Here is a 22414-nt window from a genome sequence, read left to right on the forward strand (position 1 = left end):
CGCGGTGAGGCCGGACGCGGCTTGCGCCGCTGCTACAGAGATCGGGTATGCCGTGGGGGTGTGTGCTGGGCATCTGACGTACCCCTGTAGCAGCGGCGCAAGCCGCGTCGGCGGTACGTGCGGTGCATCAGACCCAGCGCGGTGAGGCCGGACGCGGCTGGCGCCGCTGCTACAGAGATCGGGTATGCCGTGGGGGTGTGTGCTGGGCATCTGACGTACCCCTGTAGAAGCGGCGCAAGCCGCGTCGGCGGTATGTGCGGTGCATCAGACCCAGCGCGGTGAGGTCGGACGCGGCTGGCGCCGCTGCTACAGGGATCGCATATGCCGGTGACGGTGTGCGGAACCTCAGGCTTCTTCGACTTCGTCTTCGTCGGCGCCGTCGACCTTCATGCCCAGCTCCTTGATCTTGCGCGTCAGGGTATTGCGACCCCAGCCCAGCAGCACGGCCGCGTCACGACGACGCCCGGCGGTATGCTTCAGGGCGGTCTCGATCATGATCCGCTCGAAGCTGGGCACGGCGCTGTCGAGCAGGCTCGATTGCCCGCGTGCCAGCGCCTGGTCGGCCCATTGGCGCAACGCCTGCTCCCAGTTGGTCACCGGCGCGGCGTCCTGCGGCAGGCTCAGCAACTCGGGCGGCAAGTCGCCGGTGTGCACTTCGCGGCCCGAGGCCATCACCGTGATCCAGCGGCAGGTGTTCTCCAGCTGACGCACGTTGCCAGGCCACGGCAGGTTCTTCAGGTAGTCCTCGGTCTCGCTCTTGAGCAGCTTGGGCTCGACCGCCAGTTCCTGGGCCGCGCGGCTGAGAAAGTGCCGGGCCAGGGTCGGGATGTCTTCGCGACGGTCCGACAGACGCGGAATGTGGATGCGAATCACATTGAGGCGATGGAACAAGTCCTCGCGGAACTTGCCGGCGTGCACCAGGGTTTCCAGATTCTGGTGGGTGGCGGCAATGATGCGCACGTCGACCTTGACCGGTATGTGCCCACCGACGCGGTAGAACTCGCCATCGGCCAGCACGCGCAGCAGGCGCGTCTGGGTGTCGGCCGGCATGTCGCCGATTTCGTCGAGGAACAGTGTGCCGCCGTCGGCCTGTTCGAAGCGGCCTCGGCGCAGGTTGGCAGCGCCGGTGAAGGCGCCTTTTTCATGGCCGAACAGCTCCGACTCCATCAGGTCCTTGGGAATCGCCGCCATGTTCAGCGCAATGAACGGCGACGCGGCCCGCGGGCTGTGCCGATGCAGGGCGTGGGCGACCAGCTCCTTGCCGGTGCCCGACTCGCCATTGATCAACACGGTGATGTTGGAGTGGCTGAGGCGGCCGATGGCGCGGAAGACTTCCTGCATGGCCGGTGCTTCGCCGATGATCTCGGGTGTGCGGGTCAGCGCCGGTACTTCGGTCAGGCCTTGCTGTTCCTGGGCATGCTGGTTGGCGCGCTTGACCAATGACACCGCTTCGTCGACGTCGAACGGCTTGGGCAGGTACTCGAACGCACCGCCCTGGTAGGAGGCGACCGCGCTGTCCAGGTCCGAGTGCGCGGTCATGATGATCACCGGCAGGCGTGGATGCTGTTCGCGAATGCGCGCCAGCAGGTCCAGGCCACTGGCGCCGGGCATGCGGATGTCGGAGATGATCACGTCGGGCTGCTGGCGTGCCAGTCGGCTCATGACACCATCGGCGCTGTCGAAGCTCTGGGTGGTCATGCCTTCTTGCTGCAGGGCCTTTTCCAGTACCCAGCGGATGGAACGGTCGTCATCGACGATCCAGACAGTTTCACTACGGCTCATGACGAAGCGGCTCCTTGTTCCAGCGGCAGGAAGATCGAAAAGGTGGTGTGGCCGGGGTGGCTTTCACATTCGATCAGGCCCTGGTGCTGACTGATGATGTTCTGGGTAATGGCCAATCCCAGGCCGGTGCCGTCGGGACGGCCACTGACCATGGGGTAGAAGATGGTTTCCTGCAGTTGCGCAGGAATGCCCGGACCGTTGTCGGTGATCTCGATCTTGCTGACCAGGCGATGCCGCACATGGCCGATGGTGAACTGGCGCATGGCGCGGGTGCGCAGGCTGATGCGTCCCAGGCGTAGCTCGTTCTGGCCGCTGATCGCCTGCATGGCATTGCGCACGATATTGAGCACGGCCTGGATCATCTGCTCGCGGTCGATCAATACATCCGGAATGCTCGGGTCGTAGTCGCGCACCAGAGTGATGCAGCCCTGGCTTTCGGCCTCGACCAGGTTGGCCACGCGCTCCAGCACCTCGTGGATATTGGTCATGGCCAGCAAAGGCAGCTTGTTCGAACCGAGCATGCGGTCGACCAGATTACGCAGGCGGTCGGCTTCCTCGATGATGACGTTGGTGTAGTCCTTGAGGCTTTCCTCGGGCAGCTCGCGCGCCAGCAATTGAGCCGCGCCACGGATGCCACCCAGCGGATTCTTGATCTCGTGGGCCAGGCCGCGCACCAGCATCTTGGTGGTCTCCTGCTTGGACAGCTGGGCCTCTTCCTTGGTGATGCGCAGCAGACGGTCACGCGGATGCACTTCGAGCAGCAGCCAGGTGGCGCCGTTGCTGAGGATCGGCGTCACCGCGTAGTCGACCGTCAGCGTCTGCCCGGCCAGCGCGGTCAGCATCGCTTCGCGCTTGGTGAAGGGGTGAGCCTGTTCGACTGCCTGGCGCAGGGAGTTGAGGGCTTCGGTGGATTCGGTGAACAACTCGCTGATGAACTGACCATGGCTGCGTTGGCCACTGATCGCCAGCAGCATCTCAGCTGCGGGGTTCATGTACTCAAGGCGCAGGTCGGCATTGAGCAGAATGGTGGCAGTGGTGAGGTTGTCGAGTAACAGTCGGTGCAGGGCATCGCTGATGGTCATGGGGACAGGTGACCTCTTTTGGCACAGGGCGCCCGTGGCAGCGCCCGGGTTCGCGCGCGAAACAAACTCGCTGGTGCAGGGAAAATGCAAGAACCAAACCAAGGCTCCGAAAAGAAGCGCGGATCCTGCAAATGGGTACCATTAGTGCTTCGCAGCAGGGGATCTTCGGTCTGTGAAATGCCATGGCGACCCAAAATGGCACGGCATGCCTGGCAATGACCAGCATAGCGCACCAAAAAAGTGCGGGCAGGGATATATCGTTTTCGGCTGCCGCTGCTCAGTCGTCCTCCGGCTTGTCCTTGAGTGGACATTCCGGGCGTACACCGTAATCGGAACTTCGGCAGGGGTGAACCCGGCGTTTCTGGATCAGCGAGATACGCTGCAGGTGGACCGGCTGGGCTGGCGTGCGCTCGATCACATGGTCGTCCTGATCGATGATCTCGGCGGCCAGGGTATGGGTGCCGCGGTCGACGTTGCTCAGGGCGAACACCGGACTGCGCCCCGGCGCCTGTGCCACTTCGCCGTCGAGCAACAGGCGGTAGCGATGGTTGGGCTGCAAGGCCGGCTCACTGGTCAGGGTCACGATCAGTGAACCGTCTTCCTCGCGCACGGCGGTGTCCGGCAGGGGCCCGAGAATGCGCAGCATCTGATAACGCGTCGCCGCGGTTCTGTTCGGCACTGGCACCTTGCTGGTGCGCGGCGGCATCACGGTAGCCGGGGCGGTGGTCGTGGCGCGTGCAGGCATCGGCACCCGTTCGGCGCCCTTGCGCGGCTGGTCGGTGAAAACCCGGTTGCCATTGGCGTCGACGTAGGTGTACACCGCGGCATGGGCCGACGCGACGATCACTACCAGCCAGAGCAGCGTCCAGCGCATCACGGCAGGTGAACCCGCTGGACTGTGAAGGTGACGGTGGCGCTCTGCTGGATCACGGCTTCGCGGGCATCGAGGACCTGTACCGCCAGGCCATGTCCGCCGCGATCGACATTCACCAGTTGCAGGCGCGGTACGTTGCTTGGCTGACCATAGGGCTCGCCGTCGAGCACCAGGCGCAGGCGATCGCCCGAACGCAGGCGTGGCACGATCGCCACGCCCACATCGAAGGTGCCGTTGTTGGCCCGCAGCGCTTCGTCGGTTGGCAGCCCGGTCAGTTCCAGCTGGCTGTACTGGGTCTGCGGCACCGCGACGGTGGTGCTCGGCAGGGTGGTTGGCGCGGGCTTGCGCAGCGACTCCACGCTGTTGAGCGGCGGCAACTCGACCGTTTGGCTGGCACGCCCCTGGGGCGGCTGGTTGCTGTAGGCCGTGTTGCCCTCGGCGTCGGTGTATTTGTAGATCTGCGCCACGGCGGGCAGCGCGCACAGCAGCAACAGGCAGGCTAGGGGTGAGCGCATGGAAACTTCTCTGAGTGGCGCTTGCATGGGGGCCAGCATAGAGCAATTGAGGGGGTGCGTGCAGCGTTGCCATGGTAGGCGCAGAACGAAAAAAGGCCACCCGAGGGCGGCCTTTCTGTCACATCACAGGGATCAGACGCTGTAGTACAGGTCGTATTCCAGTGGGTGTACGAAGGTGCGGACCTTGATTTCTTCTTCGCTCTTGAGGGCGATGAAGGCGTCGATGAAGTCATCGCTGAACACGCCGCCCTTGGTCAGGAACGCACGGCCCTTGTCCAGCTCTTCCAGGGCTTCCTTCAAGCTGCCGCAAACCTGCGGGATTTCCTTGGCCTCTTCGGGCGGCAGGTCGTACAGGTTCTTGTCGGCGGCATCGCCGGGGTGGATCTTGTTCTGGATGCCGTCCAGGCCAGCCATCAGCAAGGCCGCGAAAGCCAGGTACGGGTTGGCTGCCGGGTCCGGGAAGCGTGCTTCGATACGACGGCCTTTCGGGCTGTTGACGTAAGGAATACGGATGGAAGCCGAACGGTTGCGGGCCGAGTAGGCGAGCATGACCGGCGCTTCGAAACCTGGGACCAGACGCTTGTAGGAGTTGGTCGACGGGTTGGTGAAGCCGTTCAGCGCCTTGCCGTGCTTGATGATGCCGCCGATGAAGTACAGCGCGGTGTCGGACAGGCCGGCATAGCCTTCGCCAGCGAAGGTGTTCTTGCCATCCTTGGAGATCGACATGTGCACGTGCATGCCCGAGCCGTTGTCGCCATACAGTGGCTTGGGCATGAAGGTAGCGGTGCGGCCGTAGGCGTCGGCAACGTTGTGCACGACGTACTTCAGGGTCTGCACTTCGTCGGCCTTGGCGACCAGGGTGTTGAACTTGACACCGATTTCGTTCTGGCCGGCAGTCGCCACTTCGTGGTGGTGAACTTCGACGACCTGACCCATCTCTTCCAGTGCGTTGCACATGGCGGTACGGATCTCGTGGTCATGGTCGACCGGTGGCACTGGGAAGTAGCCGCCCTTGACGCCTGGACGGTGGCCCTTGTTGCCGCCTTCGACGTCCTGGTCGGTCATCCAGGAAGCCTGTTCCGAGAAGATCTTGAACATGGAGCCGGAAATGTCGGACTTGAACTTCACTTCGTCGAAGATGAAGAACTCAGGCTCCGGACCGACGAACACGGTGTCGCCGATACCGGTCGACTTCAGGTATTCCTCGGCGCGATGGGCGATGGCGCGTGGGTCGCGATCGTAGCCCTGCATGGTGGACGGTTCGATGATGTCGCAGACCAGGATCAGGGTCGGCTCTTCGGTGAACGGGTCCAGAACGGCAGTGCTGTCGTCCGGAAGCAGGATCATGTCGGAGGCTTCGATGCCTTTCCAGCCTTCGATGGAGGAACCGTCGAACATCTTGCCGACTTCGAAGAAGTCGTCATCCAGAGCATCGCGCGCTGGCATGGTGACGTGCTGCTGCTTGCCTTTGGTATCAGTGAAGCGCAGATCAATCCACTTGACGTCATGATCTTTGATGAGTTGAACCGACTTCGACATGTTGTCCTCCGGGGTGGAATGGGGCCGATTGTGAAAGGGGGCCCCTAAATATGTGTGATGCCGGGCCCGATAGTCGGCCAAGGCAACCTGCCTCACAAGGGAGCAATTTGCATGCCAGTGCCCCGTGATGGGCGCAACGCTGATTCTCACTATCCGCAGGTTCGAACCCATTCCACTGTAGCAGCGGCGCAAGCCGCGTCACGCTTCGTCCCCGGCATTAATAGGTATGAGCGCGAGACGCGGCTTGCGCCGCTGCTACACGGGGTGGTGCTAAAGAGGGGTGCGCTGGTTTGGTGCGGGTCTGTTTTGGGTGGTCGATATTGGTGCGTTTGCCCGTTCGTACGATAACTGGTCAAACCTTGAGCAATTTCCGCTATAATCCGCGCCCCTCTTTTCAGGCTGGCATTTCGCGCGCTGTTTTCATGAAACTTATCGTAAAAGTCTTTCCAGAGATCACCATCAAGAGCCCGCCGGTGCGCAAGCGCTTCATCCGCCAGCTCGCCAAGAACATCCGCATGGTGCTCCGTGACCTGGACCCGCAGCTGATGGTCACTGGCGTGTGGGACAACCTTGAAGTCCAGACCAAGCTGACGGACGCCAAGGTGTTGCGCGAGATGACCGAACGCCTGAGCTGCACGCCAGGTATCGCGCATTTCCTGCAAGTGGACGAATACCCGCTGGGCGACATGGATGACATCGTGGCCAAGTGCAAGACGCACTTCGGCCCGCTGCTGCCTGGAAAGATCTTTTCGGTACGCGCCAAGCGTGCCGGCAAGCATGCCTTCAGCTCGATGGATGTGGAACGCACCGTCGGCAGCCAATTGCGCCGCGAGTGTGGTGCTGCCGGCATCGACCTGAAAAAGCCCGACGTGGTGGTGCGCCTGGAAATCCGCGACCAGCGCCTGTTCGTCATCCATGACCAGCACGACGGCATGGGTGGCTACCCCTTGGGCGCGCTGGAACAGACGCTAGTGTTGATGTCGGGCGGTTTCGACTCCACCGTTGCCGCCTACCAGATCATGCGCCGTGGCCTGATGACCCACTTCTGCTTCTTCAACCTGGGCGGTCGCGCCCATGAACTGGGGGTGATGGAAGTTGCCCACTTCCTCTGGAAGAAGTACGGCAGCTCTCAGCGCGTGCTGTTCATCAGCGTGCCGTTCGAAGAAGTGCTGGGCGAGATTCTCGGTAAGGTCGACAACAGCCACATGGGCGTGATCCTCAAGCGCATGATGCTGCGGGCCGCCACGCGCCTGGCCGACCAACTGAAGATTCCCGCGCTGGTCACCGGCGAAGCCATCTCGCAGGTGTCCAGCCAGACCCTGCCCAACCTGTCGGCGATCGACAGCGCGACCGACAAATTGGTACTGCGCCCGCTGCTGGCGAGCCACAAACAAGACATCATCGATCAAGCAGTTGAAATTGGGACTGCCGATTTTGCCAAACACATGCCAGAATATTGCGGCGTGATTTCGGTCAACCCGACCACCAGTGCAAAATTGCCGCGCGTCGTCCATGAAGAGAAGTCTTTCGACATGGCCGTTCTTGAGCGAGCGCTGGAACGCGCCAAGCTGGTGTCCATTGATGAAGTCATCGACCAGCTGGGCCGGGATATCGAGGTCGAAGAGGTCAGCGAGGCGCTGTCCGGACAAGTCGTCATCGATATCCGCCACCCCGATGCCCAGGAAGACCAGCCGCTGTCACTGGCCGGCATCGAGGTCAAGGCAATGCCTTTTTATGCCCTGAACAGCCGCTTCAAGGAACTGGATTTCACTCGCCAGTACTTGCTGTATTGCGACAGGGGCGTCATGAGCCGACTGCATGCTCACCATCTGTTGAGTGAGGGACATGCCAATGTGCGCGTTTATCGTCCGACATAGAGTCCCAGGGTTGAATGGTGGGAGTATCCGCCATCGCCCTCCCGACCCCCAGACAGCGTAGGAACTACTGCGCTAGGCAATGCTGCGTCAGAAACAGGCTCGGAATGCTCATTTACAACCAGTAAACTGTGCTTCCTCGCCTATTTCTTCCTTGCCTTGCCGTCGCTCGCTACGTTCCTACGCTGTCTGGCCCGGATAGCTTTTTGTTTAATATTCGCCACGTAGAATGCGCGGCAACCGAATCCTCTGATCGAGATACACAAGTGATCGAAAATCTACGCAACATCGCCATCATTGCTCACGTTGACCATGGCAAGACCACCCTGGTAGACAAACTCCTGCGTCAGTCCGGCACCCTGGAGCGCAACGAGCTCAACGACGAGCGCGTGATGGACTCCAACGACCAGGAAAAAGAGCGTGGCATCACCATCCTGGCCAAGAACACCGCCATCAACTGGAACGGCTACCACATCAACATCGTGGACACCCCGGGCCACGCCGACTTCGGTGGTGAAGTAGAGCGCGTGATGTCGATGGTCGACTCCGTGCTGCTGCTGGTCGACGCCCAGGACGGCCCTATGCCGCAAACCCGTTTCGTGACCAAGAAGGCGTTCGAAGCCGGTCTGCGTCCGATCGTCTGCATCAACAAGGTCGACCGTCCAGGCGCGCGTCCGGACTGGGTTCTGGACCAGATCTTCGACCTGTTCGACAACCTCGGTGCCACCGAAGAACAGCTGGACTTCAAAGTCGTCTACGCCTCGGCCCTGAACGGCATTGCCGGTCTGGAACACACCGACATGGCCGAAGACATGACCCCGCTGTACCAGTCGATCGTCGACAACGTACCGGCTCCGAAAGTCGACCGCGACGGCCCGTTCCAGATGCAGATCTCGGCACTGGACTACAACAGCTTCCTGGGCGTCATCGGTGTTGGCCGTATCGCTCGCGGTAGCGTCAAGCCGAACACCCCGGTGGTCGCCATCGGCGCCGACGGCAAGAAGCGCAACGGTCGTATCCTCAAGCTGATGGGTCACCACGGCCTGCACCGCATCGACGTTGAAGAAGCCTTCGCTGGCGACATCGTCTGCGTGAGCGGCATGGACTCGCTGTTCATCTCCGACACCCTGTGCCAGCCGGACAACGTCGAAGCAATGAAGCCGCTGACCGTCGACGAGCCAACCGTTTCCATGACCTTCCAGGTCAACGACTCGCCATTCTGCGGTAAAGAAGGCAAGTTCGTGACGTCCCGCAACATCAAGGAACGTCTGGACAAAGAGCTGCTGTACAACGTTGCCCTGCGCGTTGAAGAAGGCGACTCGGCCGACAAGTTCAAGGTCTCCGGCCGCGGCGAGCTGCACCTTTCGGTACTGATCGAAACCATGCGTCGCGAAGGCTTCGAAATGGGTGTCGGTCGTCCTGAGGTGATCATCCGCGTCATCGACGGCGAGAAGCAGGAACCGTTCGAAAACGTCACCATCGACACCCCTGAGGAATCCCAGGGCAAGGTCATGGAAGAGATGGGCCTGCGTAAAGGCGACCTGACCAACATGGTGCCGGATGGCAAGGGCCGTGTTCGTCTGGAATACAACATCCCTGCTCGCGGTCTGATCGGTTTCCGTAACCAGTTCCTGACCCTGACCAACGGTGCTGGCATCCTGACTTCGATCTTCGATCGCTACGCTCCGATGAAGTCGGGCCACATGTCCGGCCGTCAGAACGGCGTACTGGTTTCGGTCGAAACCGGCAAGGCACTGACCTACTCGCTGGAAACCCTGCAGGCGCGCGGCAAGCTGTTCGTCGAGCACGGCCAGGAGATCTACAACGGTCAGATCGTCGGCTTGAACAGCCGCGACACCGACATGGGCGTAAACCCTACCAAGGGCAAGAAGCTGGACAACATGCGTGCGTCGGGCAAAGACGAAACCATCGCTCTGGTTCCACCTGTTCGCTTCACCCTGGAACAGGCTCTGGAATTCATCCAGGACGACGAGCTGTGCGAAGTCACGCCGAAGTCGATCCGTCTGCGCAAGAAGATCCTGGACGAAGGCGAGCGTACCCGCGCTGCCAAGAAAGCCAAGAACTGATCCGTAGTTCCGGTTGATTGAAAAGGCCCCCGGCGCGAAAGCGTCCGGGGGTTTTTTTATGGCTGTGTGTTGGCAGGTCTGCCCGCGAAAGGGCCGGCCCTGGCACCCTGCATACCTTCCATCGCCCACTTCTCGAGTTTCCTCGGACCGAGCCGATAGCGCAGGCAATATCGATTCCCTCCGAAGGGGGCCCCGTGAGCCTGCTACCTACCAAGATCATGTCCCGCTTCAGCCTGGGCATCCTGTTCATCCTTCTGGTCACGACGGTGGCCATCTACGCGGTCATGGTACTCAGCGGCGAGCCCAAGCTGATCCAGTCCAACACCAAGAGCGCCGAGCAGTCGGCCACGGCCATCGCTCGGCAGCTGTCGATCCAGCTGGCCGAGGTCGAGGGGCGCGTCGCCGCGCTGGCGAGTTTGGGCGCGACGCTGCCGGCCGACGTCGAGCTGGTGAAGGGTGCATTGGCACCGATCATCGACTCACAGGGCGATGCCGCCATTGCCGGCGGTGGCCTGTGGCCCGAGCCCAATGCGTTCAGCGCAGGCGTGCCGCGGCGCAGTTTCTATTGGGCGCGCAGTGGGCAGGGCCTGGGTTATTCCGAGGAATACAATGCCGGCGCCGTCGATGACTATCACGCCGCCGACTGGTACGTGCAGGGCAAGGCATCCGCGCCTGGCCGCTGCGGGTGGTCGGATGCCTACGAGGATCCGGTCAGCAAGATCCTGATGACCACCTGTACGGTGCCCTACAGTCGTGACGGACGTTTCGCCGGTGTGGCGACCATCGACCTGACACTCACGGGCTTGGCCAACTCCCTCAAGTCCAACGGGCAGGTCACCGGGGGTTATGCGTTCGCCATCGACCCCTCGGGCAAGGTCCTGTATTTCCCGACCGCCAACGACAAGCCGGCACCTGCCGACGAGGCGGCGATGCTCGCTGCCTACCCTTGGTTCAAGGGCGTTGCCGATTGGCGCAGCAGCGGCCAGCGCGAAGCGCAGACGTTTCATATCGATCAGGACGCGCAACTGGGTGGGGCGGGCTACATCAGTCTCACGCGGGTGCCGGCCAGTGGTTGGGTGGTGGGCCTGGCCACGCCGCAGGCACACATGACCGGCATTGCCAGCAAATTGACTGTGGATATCCTCACCACCTTGCTGCCGATCCTTGCATTGGTGTTCGGTCTGGCCTGGCTGGCCGGGCGCGCGGTGTTCAGTCAGATCAACGAAACCACGGCACAGATCGACAAGCTGGGCGAGCAGGGCGGTGGCGCCAGCGCCGAACTGGACGTGGCTCGCGCGGACGAGATCGGCCTGCTGCGCGGGGCGGTCAACCGTTACGCCGGCAACCTGCGCAGCATGCTCAAGGCCATCGCCGATGAGGCGCTGCGCCTGCAGAAACAGTCCGATGACGTTGCTCGGTTATCGGTGATCATGGCCGGACGCGCCGAAACCCAGCGTCAGGACAACACCTTGCTGGCCACGGCGATCACCGAGATGTCGTCCAGTGCCCAGGAGGTTGCCTCCAACACCACCGAGTGTTCCGACACCGCGCAGCTGTCGCTGTCGACGGCGCGCCAGAGCCAGGGGCATGTTCAGCAGAACAGCCAGACGATCAATTCCTTGACCGGTGATATCGCCAGCGTGGCACAGGCGATCACCAGCCTGGGTCAGGACATAGAAAGTGTCAGTGGCGTGCTCGACGTGATCAAGTCGATTTCCGCGCAGACCAACCTGCTGGCACTCAATGCCGCGATCGAAGCCGCTCGCGCCGGTGAGCAGGGGCGAGGTTTTGCAGTGGTTGCCGACGAGGTGCGCACCCTGGCAGGACGGACCCAGGCTTCGGCCGACGAGATCCAGGAGATGATCGGCGAACTGCGCCAGGCGTCGGTGAAGGCGGTCAATACCATGGTCGCGGGCGAGGACCGCACGCGGACCGTGGCGCAGCAAGCTGACGTGTTGAGCGTGTCGCTGGGGAGCACGGTGGTCGGTTTCGACGACATCGTCCAGCGCACCCAGCAGATCGCTGTGGCCGCCCAGGAACAGAGCCATGTCACCCAGGAGATCAACGAACTGGCAGTGCGCATTCACGCAGCCAGCGAAGACGGCGCGCGCGATGCGTCGAGCCTGAGCGAGTTGAGCCAAGGCATGCAGGCCCTGTCGACCCGCCTGGCGGGGCTGAGCCGACAGGGGTGACCGGCGGCAATTCGGCGGGGCTCCCTTCGCGGGCAGAGCCCGCTCCCACAGGGGGGAGGCGTGTGGCGATGTTCTGTAGGAGCGGTCATTGGCCGCGAAAGGGCGCTGCAGTGTGCCTGGCAGACCGTGGTATGGCCTTCGCGGGCAGGGCCCGCTCCCACAGGGGTCGCAGGGACGTTACTCAGCCTTGGCGCGATACTGGCTTGGGCTGGTAGGCACAGAAGCCTGGGCGAGGCCCGATCTTCGGATGATTGCGGCAGGTGTCCGGACGCTTTTCATAGATGGTGCACAGGCGGCTTTTCTTGTCCAGGTACAGGCAATCGTTGTTGCTCATGCGCGTCAGGGTGAAAATGCCCGACTTCTGGTTGAAGCGCTCGACGATGCCTTCCTTCTGCAAACGCTTGGCAACGTTCTTGGGGGGGTCGCCTTTCTCGAACTCATCCACCACACCGATACGGATCAGGTCCTTGATCTTCACTTCCACCGGCAGCGTGCAGCAGGTCGAGATGCAGGCGCCGCACATCGGCGCGGAATATTTCTGCCAGGTGTCCAGGCGGTCCACTTCGGCGGCGGCAATCAAAGAGCTTTTCATCGTCAGGTCATCAGGTAACGTGGATCAGGGCGCGCGATCATACCGGCATTGGTGAAAAAGTGAACAACCATCTGCCTGAAACCCTGCTAATCGTGCAAAGTTACGAACCTGAGCTTTCAGCGTGTGTCGAAGCGTCTAGGCTCAGGTATTCCATCTAGAATCGTCAATTTCCCCGAGGACGCATTGCATGTCTCAGGAACCGCTTGTCCGTGACGCCGAGGTGGCCGATTTCCGCGCTGCTGTACTCGCCAAACTCACCTACGCGGTGGGCAAGGACCCCGATCACGCATTCGACCATGACTGGTTCGAGGCCATTGCCCTGGCGGCGCGCGACCACATGGTCGAGCACTGGATGGATCACACCCGGCAGATCTACCGCAAGGGTCAGAAACGGGTCTATTACCTTTCGCTGGAATTCCTCATCGGCCGGCTGCTCTACGACAGCCTGAGCAACCTCGGGCTGCTGGACATCGCCCGTGAAGCGTTGACCGACCTGGGCGTGGACCTGGAACGCATCCGTCTGCTCGAGCCCGATGCAGCGCTGGGCAATGGTGGCCTCGGCCGCCTGGCCGCCTGTTTCATGGAAAGCATGTCGACCCTGGGCGTCGCTGCCCACGGCTATGGCATCCGTTACGAACACGGCCTGTTCCGCCAGGCTATCGTCGACGGCTGGCAGCAGGAGCAGACGGAAAACTGGCTGAATTTCGGCAACCCCTGGGAGTTCGAGCGTCCTGAAGTGATCTACCCGATCAGCTTCGGTGGCCATGTGGAAACCGTCACCGACAGCGAAGGCCAGCAAAAGCAGGTGTGGTGGCCCAGCGAGACCGTCCGTGCGGTCGCCTACGACACGCCAGTGGTCGGCTGGCGTGGCTCCAGTGTCAACACGCTGCGCCTGTGGCGCGCGCGGGCACTGGAAGAGCTGCACCTGGAACGCTTCAACGCGGGCGACCACTTGGGCGCCGTGGCCGAAGTGGCACGCGCCGAAAGTATCTCGCGGGTCCTGTACCCCGCCGACAGCACCGAGGCGGGCCAGGAGTTGCGCCTGCGCCAGGAGTACTTCTTCGTTGCAGCCTCTCTGCAGGACCTGTTGCGTCGTCACCTCAATGGCAACGACAGCCTGCTCAACCTGTCCGACAAGGCCGCCATCCAGCTCAACGACACTCACCCCTCCATCGCCGTGGCGGAGCTGATGCGCCAGTTGGTGGACGAACATGGCCTGGCCTGGGACACGGCGTGGGAAATCACCGTCAACACCCTGGCCTACACCAACCACACACTGTTGCCCGAAGCGCTGGAAACCTGGCCGGTGGGCTTGATGGAACGCATGCTGCCGCGGCACATGCAGATCATCTACCTGATCAACGCCTATCACATCGATTCGCTGCGCGCCAAAGGCCAGGACGACGTCGATGTGCTGCGCGCGGTATCGCTGATCGAGGAAGACAACGGCCGTCGCGTGCGCATGGGCAACCTGGCGTTCCTCGGCTCGCACAGTGTCAACGGCGTGTCGGGCCTGCACACCCAGTTGATGCGCAGCACCGTGTTCTCCGAACTGCACAAGCTCTATCCCGACCGGATCAACAACAAGACCAACGGCATCACCTTCCGCCGCTGGCTGTACCAGTCCAACAGCGAGCTGACCGCCATGCTGGTCGACAAGCTCGGGCCGGAACTGCTCGACAATCCGGAAATGCTGCTGAAGAACCTCGAGCCTTTTGCCGACCAGCCCGAGTTCCGCAAGGCGTTCGCTGCGCAGCGATTGAACAGCAAAAAGGCGCTTGCGCGCATCATTCATGAGCGCGTGGGGGTGGCGGTCAATCCGGAGGCGATGTTCGACGTTCAGGTCAAGCGCATCCACGAGTACAAGCGGCAGTTGCTCAACCTGATGCACACCGTGGCACTCTACCAGGCCATTCGCGCCGAGCCGGAGACGAACTGGGTGCCGCGGGTGAAGATCTTCGCCGGCAAGGCCGCGGCCAGTTATCACCAGGCCAAGCTGATCATCAAACTGGCCAACGACATCGCCCGGGTGGTCAACAACGACCCGACCGTGCGGGGCCTGCTCAAGGTGGTGTTCCTGCCCAACTACAACGTCAGCCTGGCGGAAAGCATCATTCCGGCAGCGGATCTGTCCGAGCAGATTTCCACGGCCGGCTACGAAGCATCGGGCACCAGCAACATGAAGTTCGGCCTCAATGGCGCCTTGACCATTGGTACGTTGGACGGTGCCAACGTCGAGATGTGCGAATTCCTGGGCAAGGAAAACATGTTCATCTTCGGCATGACCGCCGCTCAGGTGGAAGAACGCAAGCATGCCGGGGGCTACAGCGCCCATGGCGACGTCGCGGCCTCCCATCGGTTGAACGATGTGCTGCAGGCCATCCGCGGCGGGGTGTTCTCGCCGGACGATCCATCGCGCTATGTCGGGTTGGTCGATTCGCTGACCAATTACGACCGCTTCCTGTTGTGCGCCGATTTCGACGCGTATTGGGATGCCCAGCGCAAGGTCGAGGACACTTGGCACGACGCCGACAAGTGGTGGCGCATGGCGGTATTGAACACGGCACGCATGGGCTGGTTCTCTTCCGACCGAACCATCCGCGAGTATGCGCAGGATATCTGGCAGGCGTTGGAGTAGGGCCAGGATCGGCGGCGCTCTTTTCGCGGCCGAAGACCGCTCCTACGGATGTCTGTAGGAGCGGTCATCGGCCGCGAAGAACGCACCGCGGTGTATCAAATACAGCGCACCAGCCTTTTCGCGGCCACAGACCGCTCCTACGGATTTTTGTGTTCATCCGGTAGGAGCGGTCATCGGCCGCGAAGGGCTCGCCGCATACTCGGCGGCGAACTATATTCCCTGATAGCGATCTGATGGCTGCCGCGGCGTGGCTAGCGCTCGCTAGGTTTGACCGCACCCGTGTAAACTGTGCGGGCTTTCCCCAACCCCTTTTCTACTCCGGAGTCGTCCATGTCCCGCGTTACCCTGAGTCGCTACTTGATCGAGCAGACCCGCAGCAACAACACGCCGGCCGATCTGCGCTTCCTGATCGAAGTGGTGGCGCGCGCGTGCAAAGAGATCAGCCATGCGGTGTCCAAGGGCGCCCTGGGTGGCGTGCTTGGCAGCATGGGCACCGAAAACGTCCAAGGTGAAGTGCAGAAGAAGCTGGACGTGCTGTCCAACGACATCCTGCTCGAAGCCAACGAATGGGGCGGTCACCTGGCCGGCATGGCGTCCGAAGAAATGGACAACGCCTACCAGATTCCCGGCCAGTACCCCAAGGGTGCCTACCTGCTGGTATTCGACCCCCTCGACGGCTCCTCCAACATCGACGTCAACGTGTCGGTCGGCACCATCTTCTCGGTCCTGCGCTGCCCTACCGAGCACCTGAGCCAGAACGACAGCCTCAAGGAACAAGCCTTCCTGCAGCCAGGCACCGAGCAGGTTGCTGCCGGTTACGCCATCTATGGCCCGCAGACCATGCTCATCCTGACCCTGGGCAACGGCGTCAAGGGTTTCACCCTGGATCGCGAAATGGGCAGCTTCGTGTTGACCCACGAGAACATGCAGATTCCGGAAACCACCGCCGAGTTCGCCATCAACATGTCCAACAAGCGTCACTGGGAAGCCCCGGTGACCAAGTATGTGGACGAGCTGCTGGCCGGTGAAGAAGGCCCGTTGAAGAAGAACTACAACATGCGCTGGATCGCCTCGATGGTCGCCGACGTGCACCGTATCCTGACCCGCGGCGGCTTGTTCATGTACCCACGCGACAGCCGCGAGCCAGAGAAGCCAGGCAAGCTGCGCCTGATGTACGAAGCCAACCCGATGTCGTTCCTGGTGGAGCAGGCCGGTGGTGCTTCGACCGATGGCCGCCAGCGCATCATGGACATCAAGCCCGAGGGCCTGCACCAGCGTGTTGCCGTGTTCCTGGGTTCCAAGCAGGAAGTCGAGCGCGTCACCGGTTACCACACCGAGTAAACGCCGCAAGACCGCATTGAAGCCGGGCGCTGGTGCAGGGGTTGGCGGATTCGTCTGTAGCAGCGGCGCGAGCCGCGTCGGCGGTGCATGCGGTGTGGATGAATCACCGCTGTGCCCCTGACGCGGCTTGCGCCGCTGCTACAGGGGCCGCGTTGAAGACAGGCACTGGTGCATGGGGTGCCTCTGGCCCACCGCGGTAGGCGCACCGTTGCCAATTGGAACCCGCGCCGTTTGCGCTCTTCTAAGCAGCACATCCCCTGTGTCTGCCTGCCGTTCAAGGAGAGCCCCCCATGTCGTTGCGCACGTTTGCCTTGCTGCCTTTGTGCCTGTCGCTGTTGATCGCCGGTTGCAGCAATGCCCCCGACGCCAGCATGGCGCCACGTACCGTCGACAGCGTAGACCTGAAGCGCTACCAAGGCACTTGGTACGAAGTGGCCAGGTTGCCCATGTTCTTCCAGCGCAACTGCGCCCAATCCGAAGCCCATTACACCCTGCAGGCCGACGGCAACATTGGCGTGCTCAACCGCTGCCGCACCGACAGTGGCAAGTGGCAGGAAGCCAACGGCACCGCTTCGCCGCAGGTCCCCGGCAAGACCGACAAGCTGTGGGTGGTGTTCGACAACTGGTTCTCCAGAATGGCCCCAGACCTGGCCAAGGGCGACTACTGGGTATTGGACGTGGACGACGGCTACCAGCACGCGCTGGTCGGCAGCCCGAACCGCAAGTACCTGTGGCTGCTGTCGCGCACGCCGCAGGTGTCCACGGCCGTGCGCGAGCGCATGCTGGCGAAAGCACGCCAGCAGGGCTATGACACCACGCGCCTGATCTGGCGCGCGGCGGATGCCGATATCGGCAAGTGATGGCGTAACCCCGCTCGCGCCCGGCCCGTGCAGAGTTGTCCTGCCCAGGCGCGAGTCGCGTTACAATGTCACTCGCTGTGCCCCACGAATCAATCCAAGGAATTCTTGTGCCGACTCCGCCCGTTGTCCCTGCGCTGGCTGCCCAGATGGGCGAAAGTCCGGCGCCCTTGTATGCCCGCGTCAAACAGATGATCGCGGTGCAGATCCTCAACGGTACCTGGCCACCGCACTACCGGGTGCCCTCGGAAAGCGAGCTGGTCAACCAGTTGGGCTTCAGCCGCATGACCATCAACCGCGCCTTGCGCGAGTTGACGGCCGAAGGCCTGTTGGTGCGCATGCAGGGCGTAGGGACGTTCGTGGCCGAGCCGAAAAGCCAGTCGGCGCTGTTCGAAGTGCACAACGTCGCCGACGAGATTGCCGCCCGCGGCCATCGTCACAGCAGCCGCCTGGTACTGCTGGAAGAAGAGGCGGCCGGCGCGGAACGTGCGCTGATCCTGAGCATGCGCGAAGGCCAACGCGTGTTTCATTCGATCATCGTCCACTACGAAAACGACATCCCGGTGCAGATCGAGGATCGCTACGTCAACGCCCAGATCGCCCCGCAATACCTGCAGCAGGACTTCGTCGAAGAGACGCCGTATGCCTACCTGACCCGTGTGGCACCGCTGACCGCCGGCGAGCACCTGGTGGAAGCCATGCTCGCCAACCCCAGCGAGTGCGAACTGCTGCAGATCGAGCGCGGCGAGCCCTGCCTGCTGATCCTGCGGCGCACCTGGTCGGGCAAGACGCCGGTCACGGCGGCGCGCTTGATCCACCCAGGTTCGCGTCATCGGCTGGAAGGACGCTTCACCAAATAGGCCTGCTGGCGACACAAATACGCCAATCTGCCACAGGTCGCGCAGAACAATGGCTCATCGCGCGGTCACAGCCATAGACCGCCGTGACCCATGGCCCATGTGGAGCAGGACCCGATGAAACTGAACAAGACCCTCCTGGCAACGACCCTTTCCCTGGGCTTGCTGGCCGCTGCCGGTAACAGCCAAGCCGCCGGGTGGTGCGAATCGGGCAAGCCGGTGAAATTCGCCGGCCTGAACTGGGAGAGCGGCATGCTGCTCACCGACCTGCTGCAGTTCGTGCTGGAACACGGCTACGACTGCAAGACCGACAGCCTGCCGGGCAACTCCATCACCATGGAAAGTGCGTTGGGCAGCAACGACATCCAGGTATTCGCCGAGGAATGGGTCGGTCGCAGCGAGGTCTGGAACAAGGCCGAGCAGGCGGGCAAGGTGGTGGGTGTAGGCGCGCCGATCACCGGCGCCGTGGAAGGTTGGTACGTGCCGCGCTATGTGGTCGAAGGCGACGCCAAGCGCGGCCTCGACGCCAAAGCGCCCGACCTCAAAGCCATCGCCGACCTGGGCAAATACGCCCAGGTGTTCAAGGATCAGGAAGAACCGAACAAGGGTCGTTTCTACAATTGCCCGGCCGGCTGGACCTGCGAGCTGGAAAACAGCGAAATGCTCAAAAGCTACGGCCTGCTGGACAGCTACACCAATTTCCGCCCAGGCACAGGGCCCGCCCTCGATGCGGCGGTACTGTCGAGCTACAAGCGTGGCGAACCGATCCTGTTCTATTACTGGTCACCGACCCCTCTGCTGGGCCAGGTCGACGTCGTCAAGCTGGCGGAAAAACCCGGTGTGGACAAGACCATCAGCATCAAGGTCGGCCTGTCCAAGGCCTTTCACGACGGTGCGCCGGAATTGCTCGGCGTGTTCGAAAAGGTCAACCTGCCCATCGACCTGCTCAACCAGAATCTGGCGCGCATGAGTCGCGAGCGTATCGAGTCGCCCAAGCTGGCGCGCCTGTTCCTCAAGGAGCACCCGGACGTCTGGAAACCATGGGTCAGCGAAGCGGCCGCCACCAAGATCGAAGCAGCGCTTTGACCTGGTCTTTGGTATCGACAAAGCCCCCAGCATCGAGAGCGCCCCATGTTTCCTGAAAGCTTCACTTTTTCCATCGCCAACTGGGTCAATGACGGCGTCGATGCGCTGGTGACCCGCTATGGCGATGTCTTCCGGCAGATATCCGACACCCTGCTGTGGGCCATCGTCAACCTGGAAAGCCTGCTGCGCATGACGCCCTGGTGGCTGATGCTGGCAATTGTCGGCGGCATCGCCTGGCATGCATCGCGCAAGTGGCTGACCACCGCGGTCATCGTCGGCCTGTTGTTTCTGGTCGGCGCGGTGGGGCTGTGGGACAAGCTCATGCAGACCCTGGCATTGATGCTGGTTGCCACGCTGATTTCCGTCGTGATCGCCATTCCCCTGGGCATCCTTGCCGCACGCAGCGACCGTCTGCGCGCGGTACTGATGCCGCTGCTCGACATCATGCAGACCATGCCCAGCTTCGTGTACCTGATCCCGGTACTGATGCTGTTTGGCCTGGGCAAGGTACCGGCCATCTTCGCCACCGTGATCTACGCGGCGCCGCCGCTGATACGCCTGACCGACCTGGGCATTCGCCAGGTCGATCGCGAGGTCATGGAAGCGATCAATGCCTTCGGTGCCAATCGCTGGCAGCAGCTGTTCGGTGTGCAATTGCCATTGGCCCTGCCAAGCATCATGGCCGGCATCAACCAGACCACCATGATGGCGCTGTCGATGGTGGTGATTGCCTCGATGATCGGTGCCCGTGGCCTGGGCGAAGACGTGCTGGTGGGTATCCAGACCTTGAACGTGGGCAAGGGGCTCGAGGCCGGGCTGGCAATCGTCATTCTGGCGGTCGTGATCGACCGCATCACCCAGGCCTATGGTCGTCCCCGTCACGAGGCAGGCCGATGAACGCGCCGAAGATCGAAGTGCGCAATGTCTACAAGGTGTTCGGCAAGCGCGAGAAAGAGGCACTGGCGCTGAGCCAGCAAGGGCAGAGCAAGGAGCAGGTGCTGGCCGCCACCGGTTGCGTGGTCGGGGTCGACGACCTGTCGTTGTCGATCGCCGCAGGCGAGGTGTTCGTCATCATGGGGTTGTCCGGTTCGGGCAAGTCCACCCTGGTGCGGCATTTCAACCGGCTGGTAGATCCTTCCAGTGGCCAGATACTGGTGGATGGCGAGGATATCCTGCGCTACGGCATGCCGGCGCTGCGCGAATTTCGCCGTCGCAAGATCAGCATGGTGTTCCAGAGCTTCGGCCTGTTGCCGCACAGAAGCGTGCTGGACAACGTCGCCTATGGCCTCAAGGTGCGGGGCGAGAGCAAGGCGCTGTGCGAAGAACGGGCGCAGCACTGGGTCGAAGCGGTGGGCCTCAATGGCTACGAACACGCCTACCCGCAGCAGCTTTCCGGCGGCATGCGCCAGCGTGTGGGCCTGGCGCGGGCACTGGCCGCCGACACCGACATCATTCTCATGGACGAGGCGTTCAGTGCCCTGGATCCCTTGATCCGCGCCGAAATGCAGGACCAGTTGCTGGAATTGCAGACCCGCCTGCACAAGACCATCGTGTTCATCACCCACGATCTGGACGAAGCGCTTCGCCTGGGCAACCGGATCGCCATTCTCAAGGACGGACGCCTGATCCAGGCCGGCACCGCCAGGGAAATCCTGCACAACCCGGCCGACGACTATGTGGACCGGTTCGTCCAGCGGCGCAGCGTCGCGATCTGAAGCCCCAAACGGCCTGTTATTCAGAAACGTCCGACAGACGTTTCTGAATAACAGGCCTTTCAGACTTTTCTGATTGTGGTCCCCCAATACCCTGCCTAGCGTGCAGGCATTCGCCTCGAACAAGGAATGCCTGCATGCCCGTCACCAAGCACTATCTCAGCCATGAAGCGATACACAAGGCGCTGCGCATTGCCGACCTGACCGACGCCTGCGAGCCGCCCCATGCCGTGCGCCTGCTGGTCAAGGATCTGCTTGCCGGCCTGGTGCGACAAGGCTGGCCCTTGGCCGAGGTGCACAAGGGGCCGCGGATCATCTCTGCCGTGGAAAACTTCCAGCTGTGCGGCGACGATCCCCAGGTGATGGATGAGGTAGGCAACCACAGCTGCTGGGTGGATGACGAACTGCTGCTGCGCACCCAGACCAGCAGCGCGATCATCACCGGCCTGCAAGCGGCGGCGGCGCGTCGGGCACCGGGCGAAACCATCATGCTCGCCGCACCGGGCATCACTTTCCGTCGCGATATCCGTGATCGCTGGCATTGCGCCGAGCCGCACCAGATGGACATCTGGGTACTGGGCGACGCCGAACTGGGCAATCGTCAGGATCTGCTGCGTCTGGTCGGTGATGTGCTGGACATCGCCGTGCCGGGGCGAATGTGGGGGCACAGCTGCGGAGCCTGCGGTTTTACCCGCGATGGCCTCAACGTCAGTCTGGTGACCCGCCAGGCACCGGTGGACATCCTCGCCTGCGGCTGCATCTGCCCGGCGTTCCTGCAGCGCCTGGAGGTCGATCCCCAGGCCCATGGTGGTCTGGTTCTGCGCCTGGGGCTGGACCGCCTGGCCATGCTGCGCAAGGGCGTTCCGGACATCCGCCTGCTGCGCGACGGCCATCCCCAGGTGCAGGCGCAGATGGGCGACCTCAAGGCCTGGCAGCCCCTGTACCGCCAGCCGGCGATCAGCCGTGACCTGTCGCTGGCGGTGGCGCCGGGGTTGGGCATCGAGGACATCACCGAGCAGGTCCTGCAGGTGGCCGGCTACCGCGCCAGCTGGATCGAGGAACTGCACATACGCGGCTGCTGGCCGTTCGAGGAATTGCCTGCGCTGACCATCAAGCGCCTGGGCATCGTTCGTGGCCAGCACAACCTGGTGCTGCAGGTGGTGCTGCGCGACCACGCCCAGTCCCTGACTGCGCAGCAGGCCGACGGCTTGTATCGCGACATCCGCACGGCTTTGCACCAGGGCGTGCCGGGTGGCGCCTATCTGGTAGGGGAGCGCTTGTGAAACCCTGCAGTGGAAACCCTGCAATGAATAGGGAGAATGCGCCGAGCGGTCATTCGGGTTTATGATGGCCAACGGCAGAGACCCAACATCCAACGGAGCGCAC

Annotated in this window: 17 protein-coding genes; 11 read left to right on the forward strand and 6 right to left on the reverse strand. The window is 62.5% G+C overall.

Annotated features, from left to right (window positions below; all coding sequences use genetic code 11):
- Positions 1-345 precede the first annotated feature (345 nt).
- From ntrC to glnA, 5 genes are all read right to left on the reverse strand, one after another.
- Complete coding sequence (gene ntrC, locus IFT44_RS11860; RefSeq protein ID WP_122480484.1) at positions 346-1782, reverse strand: nitrogen regulation protein NR(I); 1437 nt, start codon at positions 1780-1782, stop codon at positions 346-348.
- Positions 1779-2864: a nitrogen regulation protein NR(II) gene (gene glnL, locus IFT44_RS11865; RefSeq protein ID WP_122480483.1), complete on the reverse strand. Its 1086-nt coding sequence runs from the start codon at positions 2862-2864 to the stop codon at positions 1779-1781. The genes ntrC and glnL overlap by 4 nt, the downstream gene beginning before the upstream one ends.
- Before the next feature lie 277 nt (positions 2865-3141).
- Positions 3142-3738 carry a DUF4124 domain-containing protein gene (locus IFT44_RS11870; RefSeq protein ID WP_192176007.1) on the reverse strand — a complete coding sequence of 199 codons (597 nt, stop codon included), beginning with the start codon at positions 3736-3738 and terminating at the stop codon, positions 3142-3144.
- On the reverse strand, positions 3738-4253 hold the full coding sequence (locus IFT44_RS11875; protein WP_192175948.1) for a DUF4124 domain-containing protein: 516 nt from the start codon (positions 4251-4253) through the stop codon (positions 3738-3740). Before IFT44_RS11875 ends, IFT44_RS11870 begins: the two co-directional genes overlap by 1 nt.
- Before the next feature lie 132 nt (positions 4254-4385).
- Positions 4386-5792 carry a glutamate--ammonia ligase gene (gene glnA, locus IFT44_RS11880; RefSeq protein WP_122480480.1) on the reverse strand — a complete coding sequence of 469 codons (1407 nt, stop codon included), beginning with the start codon at positions 5790-5792 and terminating at the stop codon, positions 4386-4388.
- A gap of 422 nt (positions 5793-6214) precedes the next feature.
- On the opposite strand from glnA, the gene thiI reads away from it, so the two are divergent.
- From thiI to IFT44_RS11895, 3 genes are all read left to right on the forward strand, one after another.
- A complete protein-coding gene (gene thiI / locus IFT44_RS11885; RefSeq protein ID WP_122480479.1) occupies positions 6215-7669 on the forward strand; it encodes a tRNA uracil 4-sulfurtransferase ThiI in 1455 nt (484 codons plus the stop codon).
- A gap of 263 nt (positions 7670-7932) precedes the next feature.
- Positions 7933-9753 (forward strand): translational GTPase TypA, encoded by a 1821-nt coding sequence (typA, locus tag IFT44_RS11890; protein ID WP_122480478.1) that lies wholly within the window; start codon positions 7933-7935, stop codon positions 9751-9753.
- A 194-nt stretch (positions 9754-9947) separates the two neighbouring features.
- Positions 9948-11945, forward strand: coding sequence for a methyl-accepting chemotaxis protein (locus IFT44_RS11895; RefSeq protein ID WP_192175949.1), 1998 nt, complete (start codon positions 9948-9950; stop codon positions 11943-11945).
- Positions 11946-12126: 181 nt separating this feature from the next.
- On the opposite strand, the gene IFT44_RS11900 is transcribed toward IFT44_RS11895, so the two are convergent.
- Complete coding sequence (locus IFT44_RS11900) at positions 12127-12537, reverse strand: YkgJ family cysteine cluster protein (protein WP_122480476.1); 411 nt, start codon at positions 12535-12537, stop codon at positions 12127-12129.
- Positions 12538-12724: 187 nt separating this feature from the next.
- Between IFT44_RS11900 and IFT44_RS11905 the strand changes: the two genes are divergently transcribed.
- The 8 genes from IFT44_RS11905 to srmL all read left to right on the forward strand — a co-directional run bounded on the left by IFT44_RS11905 (position 12725) and on the right by srmL (position 22311).
- Positions 12725-15175, forward strand: coding sequence for a glycogen/starch/alpha-glucan phosphorylase (locus IFT44_RS11905; protein ID WP_122480475.1), 2451 nt, complete (start codon positions 12725-12727; stop codon positions 15173-15175).
- A gap of 330 nt (positions 15176-15505) precedes the next feature.
- On the forward strand, positions 15506-16516 hold the full coding sequence (locus IFT44_RS11910) for a class 1 fructose-bisphosphatase (RefSeq protein WP_122480474.1): 1011 nt from the start codon (positions 15506-15508) through the stop codon (positions 16514-16516).
- A gap of 371 nt (positions 16517-16887) precedes the next feature.
- Positions 16888-17376 carry a lipocalin family protein gene (locus IFT44_RS11915; protein ID WP_446730953.1) on the forward strand — a complete coding sequence of 163 codons (489 nt, stop codon included), beginning with the start codon at positions 16888-16890 and terminating at the stop codon, positions 17374-17376.
- A 146-nt stretch (positions 17377-17522) separates the two neighbouring features.
- Positions 17523-18233: a histidine utilization repressor gene (gene hutC / locus IFT44_RS11920; protein ID WP_192048256.1), complete on the forward strand. Its 711-nt coding sequence runs from the start codon at positions 17523-17525 to the stop codon at positions 18231-18233.
- A gap of 114 nt (positions 18234-18347) precedes the next feature.
- Positions 18348-19316 (forward strand): ABC transporter substrate-binding protein, encoded by a 969-nt coding sequence (locus tag IFT44_RS11925; protein WP_122480471.1) that lies wholly within the window; start codon positions 18348-18350, stop codon positions 19314-19316.
- A gap of 45 nt (positions 19317-19361) precedes the next feature.
- A complete protein-coding gene (locus tag IFT44_RS11930) occupies positions 19362-20213 on the forward strand; it encodes an ABC transporter permease (protein WP_122480470.1) in 852 nt (283 codons plus the stop codon).
- Positions 20210-21031 (forward strand): quaternary amine ABC transporter ATP-binding protein, encoded by an 822-nt coding sequence (locus IFT44_RS11935; RefSeq protein ID WP_192058986.1) that lies wholly within the window; start codon positions 20210-20212, stop codon positions 21029-21031. Before IFT44_RS11930 ends, IFT44_RS11935 begins: the two co-directional genes overlap by 4 nt.
- Positions 21032-21165: 134 nt before the next feature.
- Complete coding sequence (srmL, locus tag IFT44_RS11940) at positions 21166-22311, forward strand: PheS-related mystery ligase SrmL (RefSeq protein WP_192102835.1); 1146 nt, start codon at positions 21166-21168, stop codon at positions 22309-22311.
- Positions 22312-22414 lie beyond the last annotated feature (103 nt).

Origin of the sequence: Pseudomonas sp. CFBP 13710, from assembly GCF_014842235.1 — a bacterium.
Classification (GTDB): domain Bacteria; phylum Pseudomonadota; class Gammaproteobacteria; order Pseudomonadales; family Pseudomonadaceae; genus Aquipseudomonas; species Aquipseudomonas baltica.

Excerpts from the sequence above, each read along its gene's own strand:
- ntrC (WP_122480484.1), bottom strand. The coding sequence starts at position 1,782 with ATGAGCCGTAGTGAAACTGTCTGGATCGTCGATGACGACCGTTCCATC.
- glnL (WP_122480483.1), bottom strand. The coding sequence starts at position 2,864 with ATGACCATCAGCGATGCCCTGCACCGACTGTTACTCGACAACCTCACC.
- IFT44_RS11870 (WP_192176007.1), bottom strand. The coding sequence starts at position 3,738 with ATGCGCTGGACGCTGCTCTGGCTGGTAGTGATCGTCGCGTCGGCCCAT.
- IFT44_RS11875 (WP_192175948.1), bottom strand. The coding sequence starts at position 4,253 with ATGCGCTCACCCCTAGCCTGCCTGTTGCTGCTGTGCGCGCTGCCCGCC.
- glnA (WP_122480480.1), bottom strand. The coding sequence starts at position 5,792 with ATGTCGAAGTCGGTTCAACTCATCAAAGATCATGACGTCAAGTGGATT.
- thiI (WP_122480479.1), top strand. The coding sequence starts at position 6,215 with ATGAAACTTATCGTAAAAGTCTTTCCAGAGATCACCATCAAGAGCCCG.
- IFT44_RS11900 (WP_122480476.1), bottom strand. The coding sequence starts at position 12,537 with ATGAAAAGCTCTTTGATTGCCGCCGCCGAAGTGGACCGCCTGGACACC.
- IFT44_RS11905 (WP_122480475.1), top strand. The coding sequence starts at position 12,725 with ATGTCTCAGGAACCGCTTGTCCGTGACGCCGAGGTGGCCGATTTCCGC.
- IFT44_RS11910 (WP_122480474.1), top strand. The coding sequence starts at position 15,506 with ATGTCCCGCGTTACCCTGAGTCGCTACTTGATCGAGCAGACCCGCAGC.
- IFT44_RS11915 (WP_446730953.1), top strand. The coding sequence starts at position 16,888 with ATGGCGCCACGTACCGTCGACAGCGTAGACCTGAAGCGCTACCAAGGC.
- hutC (WP_192048256.1), top strand. The coding sequence starts at position 17,523 with ATGGGCGAAAGTCCGGCGCCCTTGTATGCCCGCGTCAAACAGATGATC.
- IFT44_RS11925 (WP_122480471.1), top strand. The coding sequence starts at position 18,348 with ATGAAACTGAACAAGACCCTCCTGGCAACGACCCTTTCCCTGGGCTTG.
- IFT44_RS11930 (WP_122480470.1), top strand. The coding sequence starts at position 19,362 with ATGTTTCCTGAAAGCTTCACTTTTTCCATCGCCAACTGGGTCAATGAC.
- IFT44_RS11935 (WP_192058986.1), top strand. The coding sequence starts at position 20,210 with ATGAACGCGCCGAAGATCGAAGTGCGCAATGTCTACAAGGTGTTCGGC.
- srmL (WP_192102835.1), top strand. The coding sequence starts at position 21,166 with ATGCCCGTCACCAAGCACTATCTCAGCCATGAAGCGATACACAAGGCG.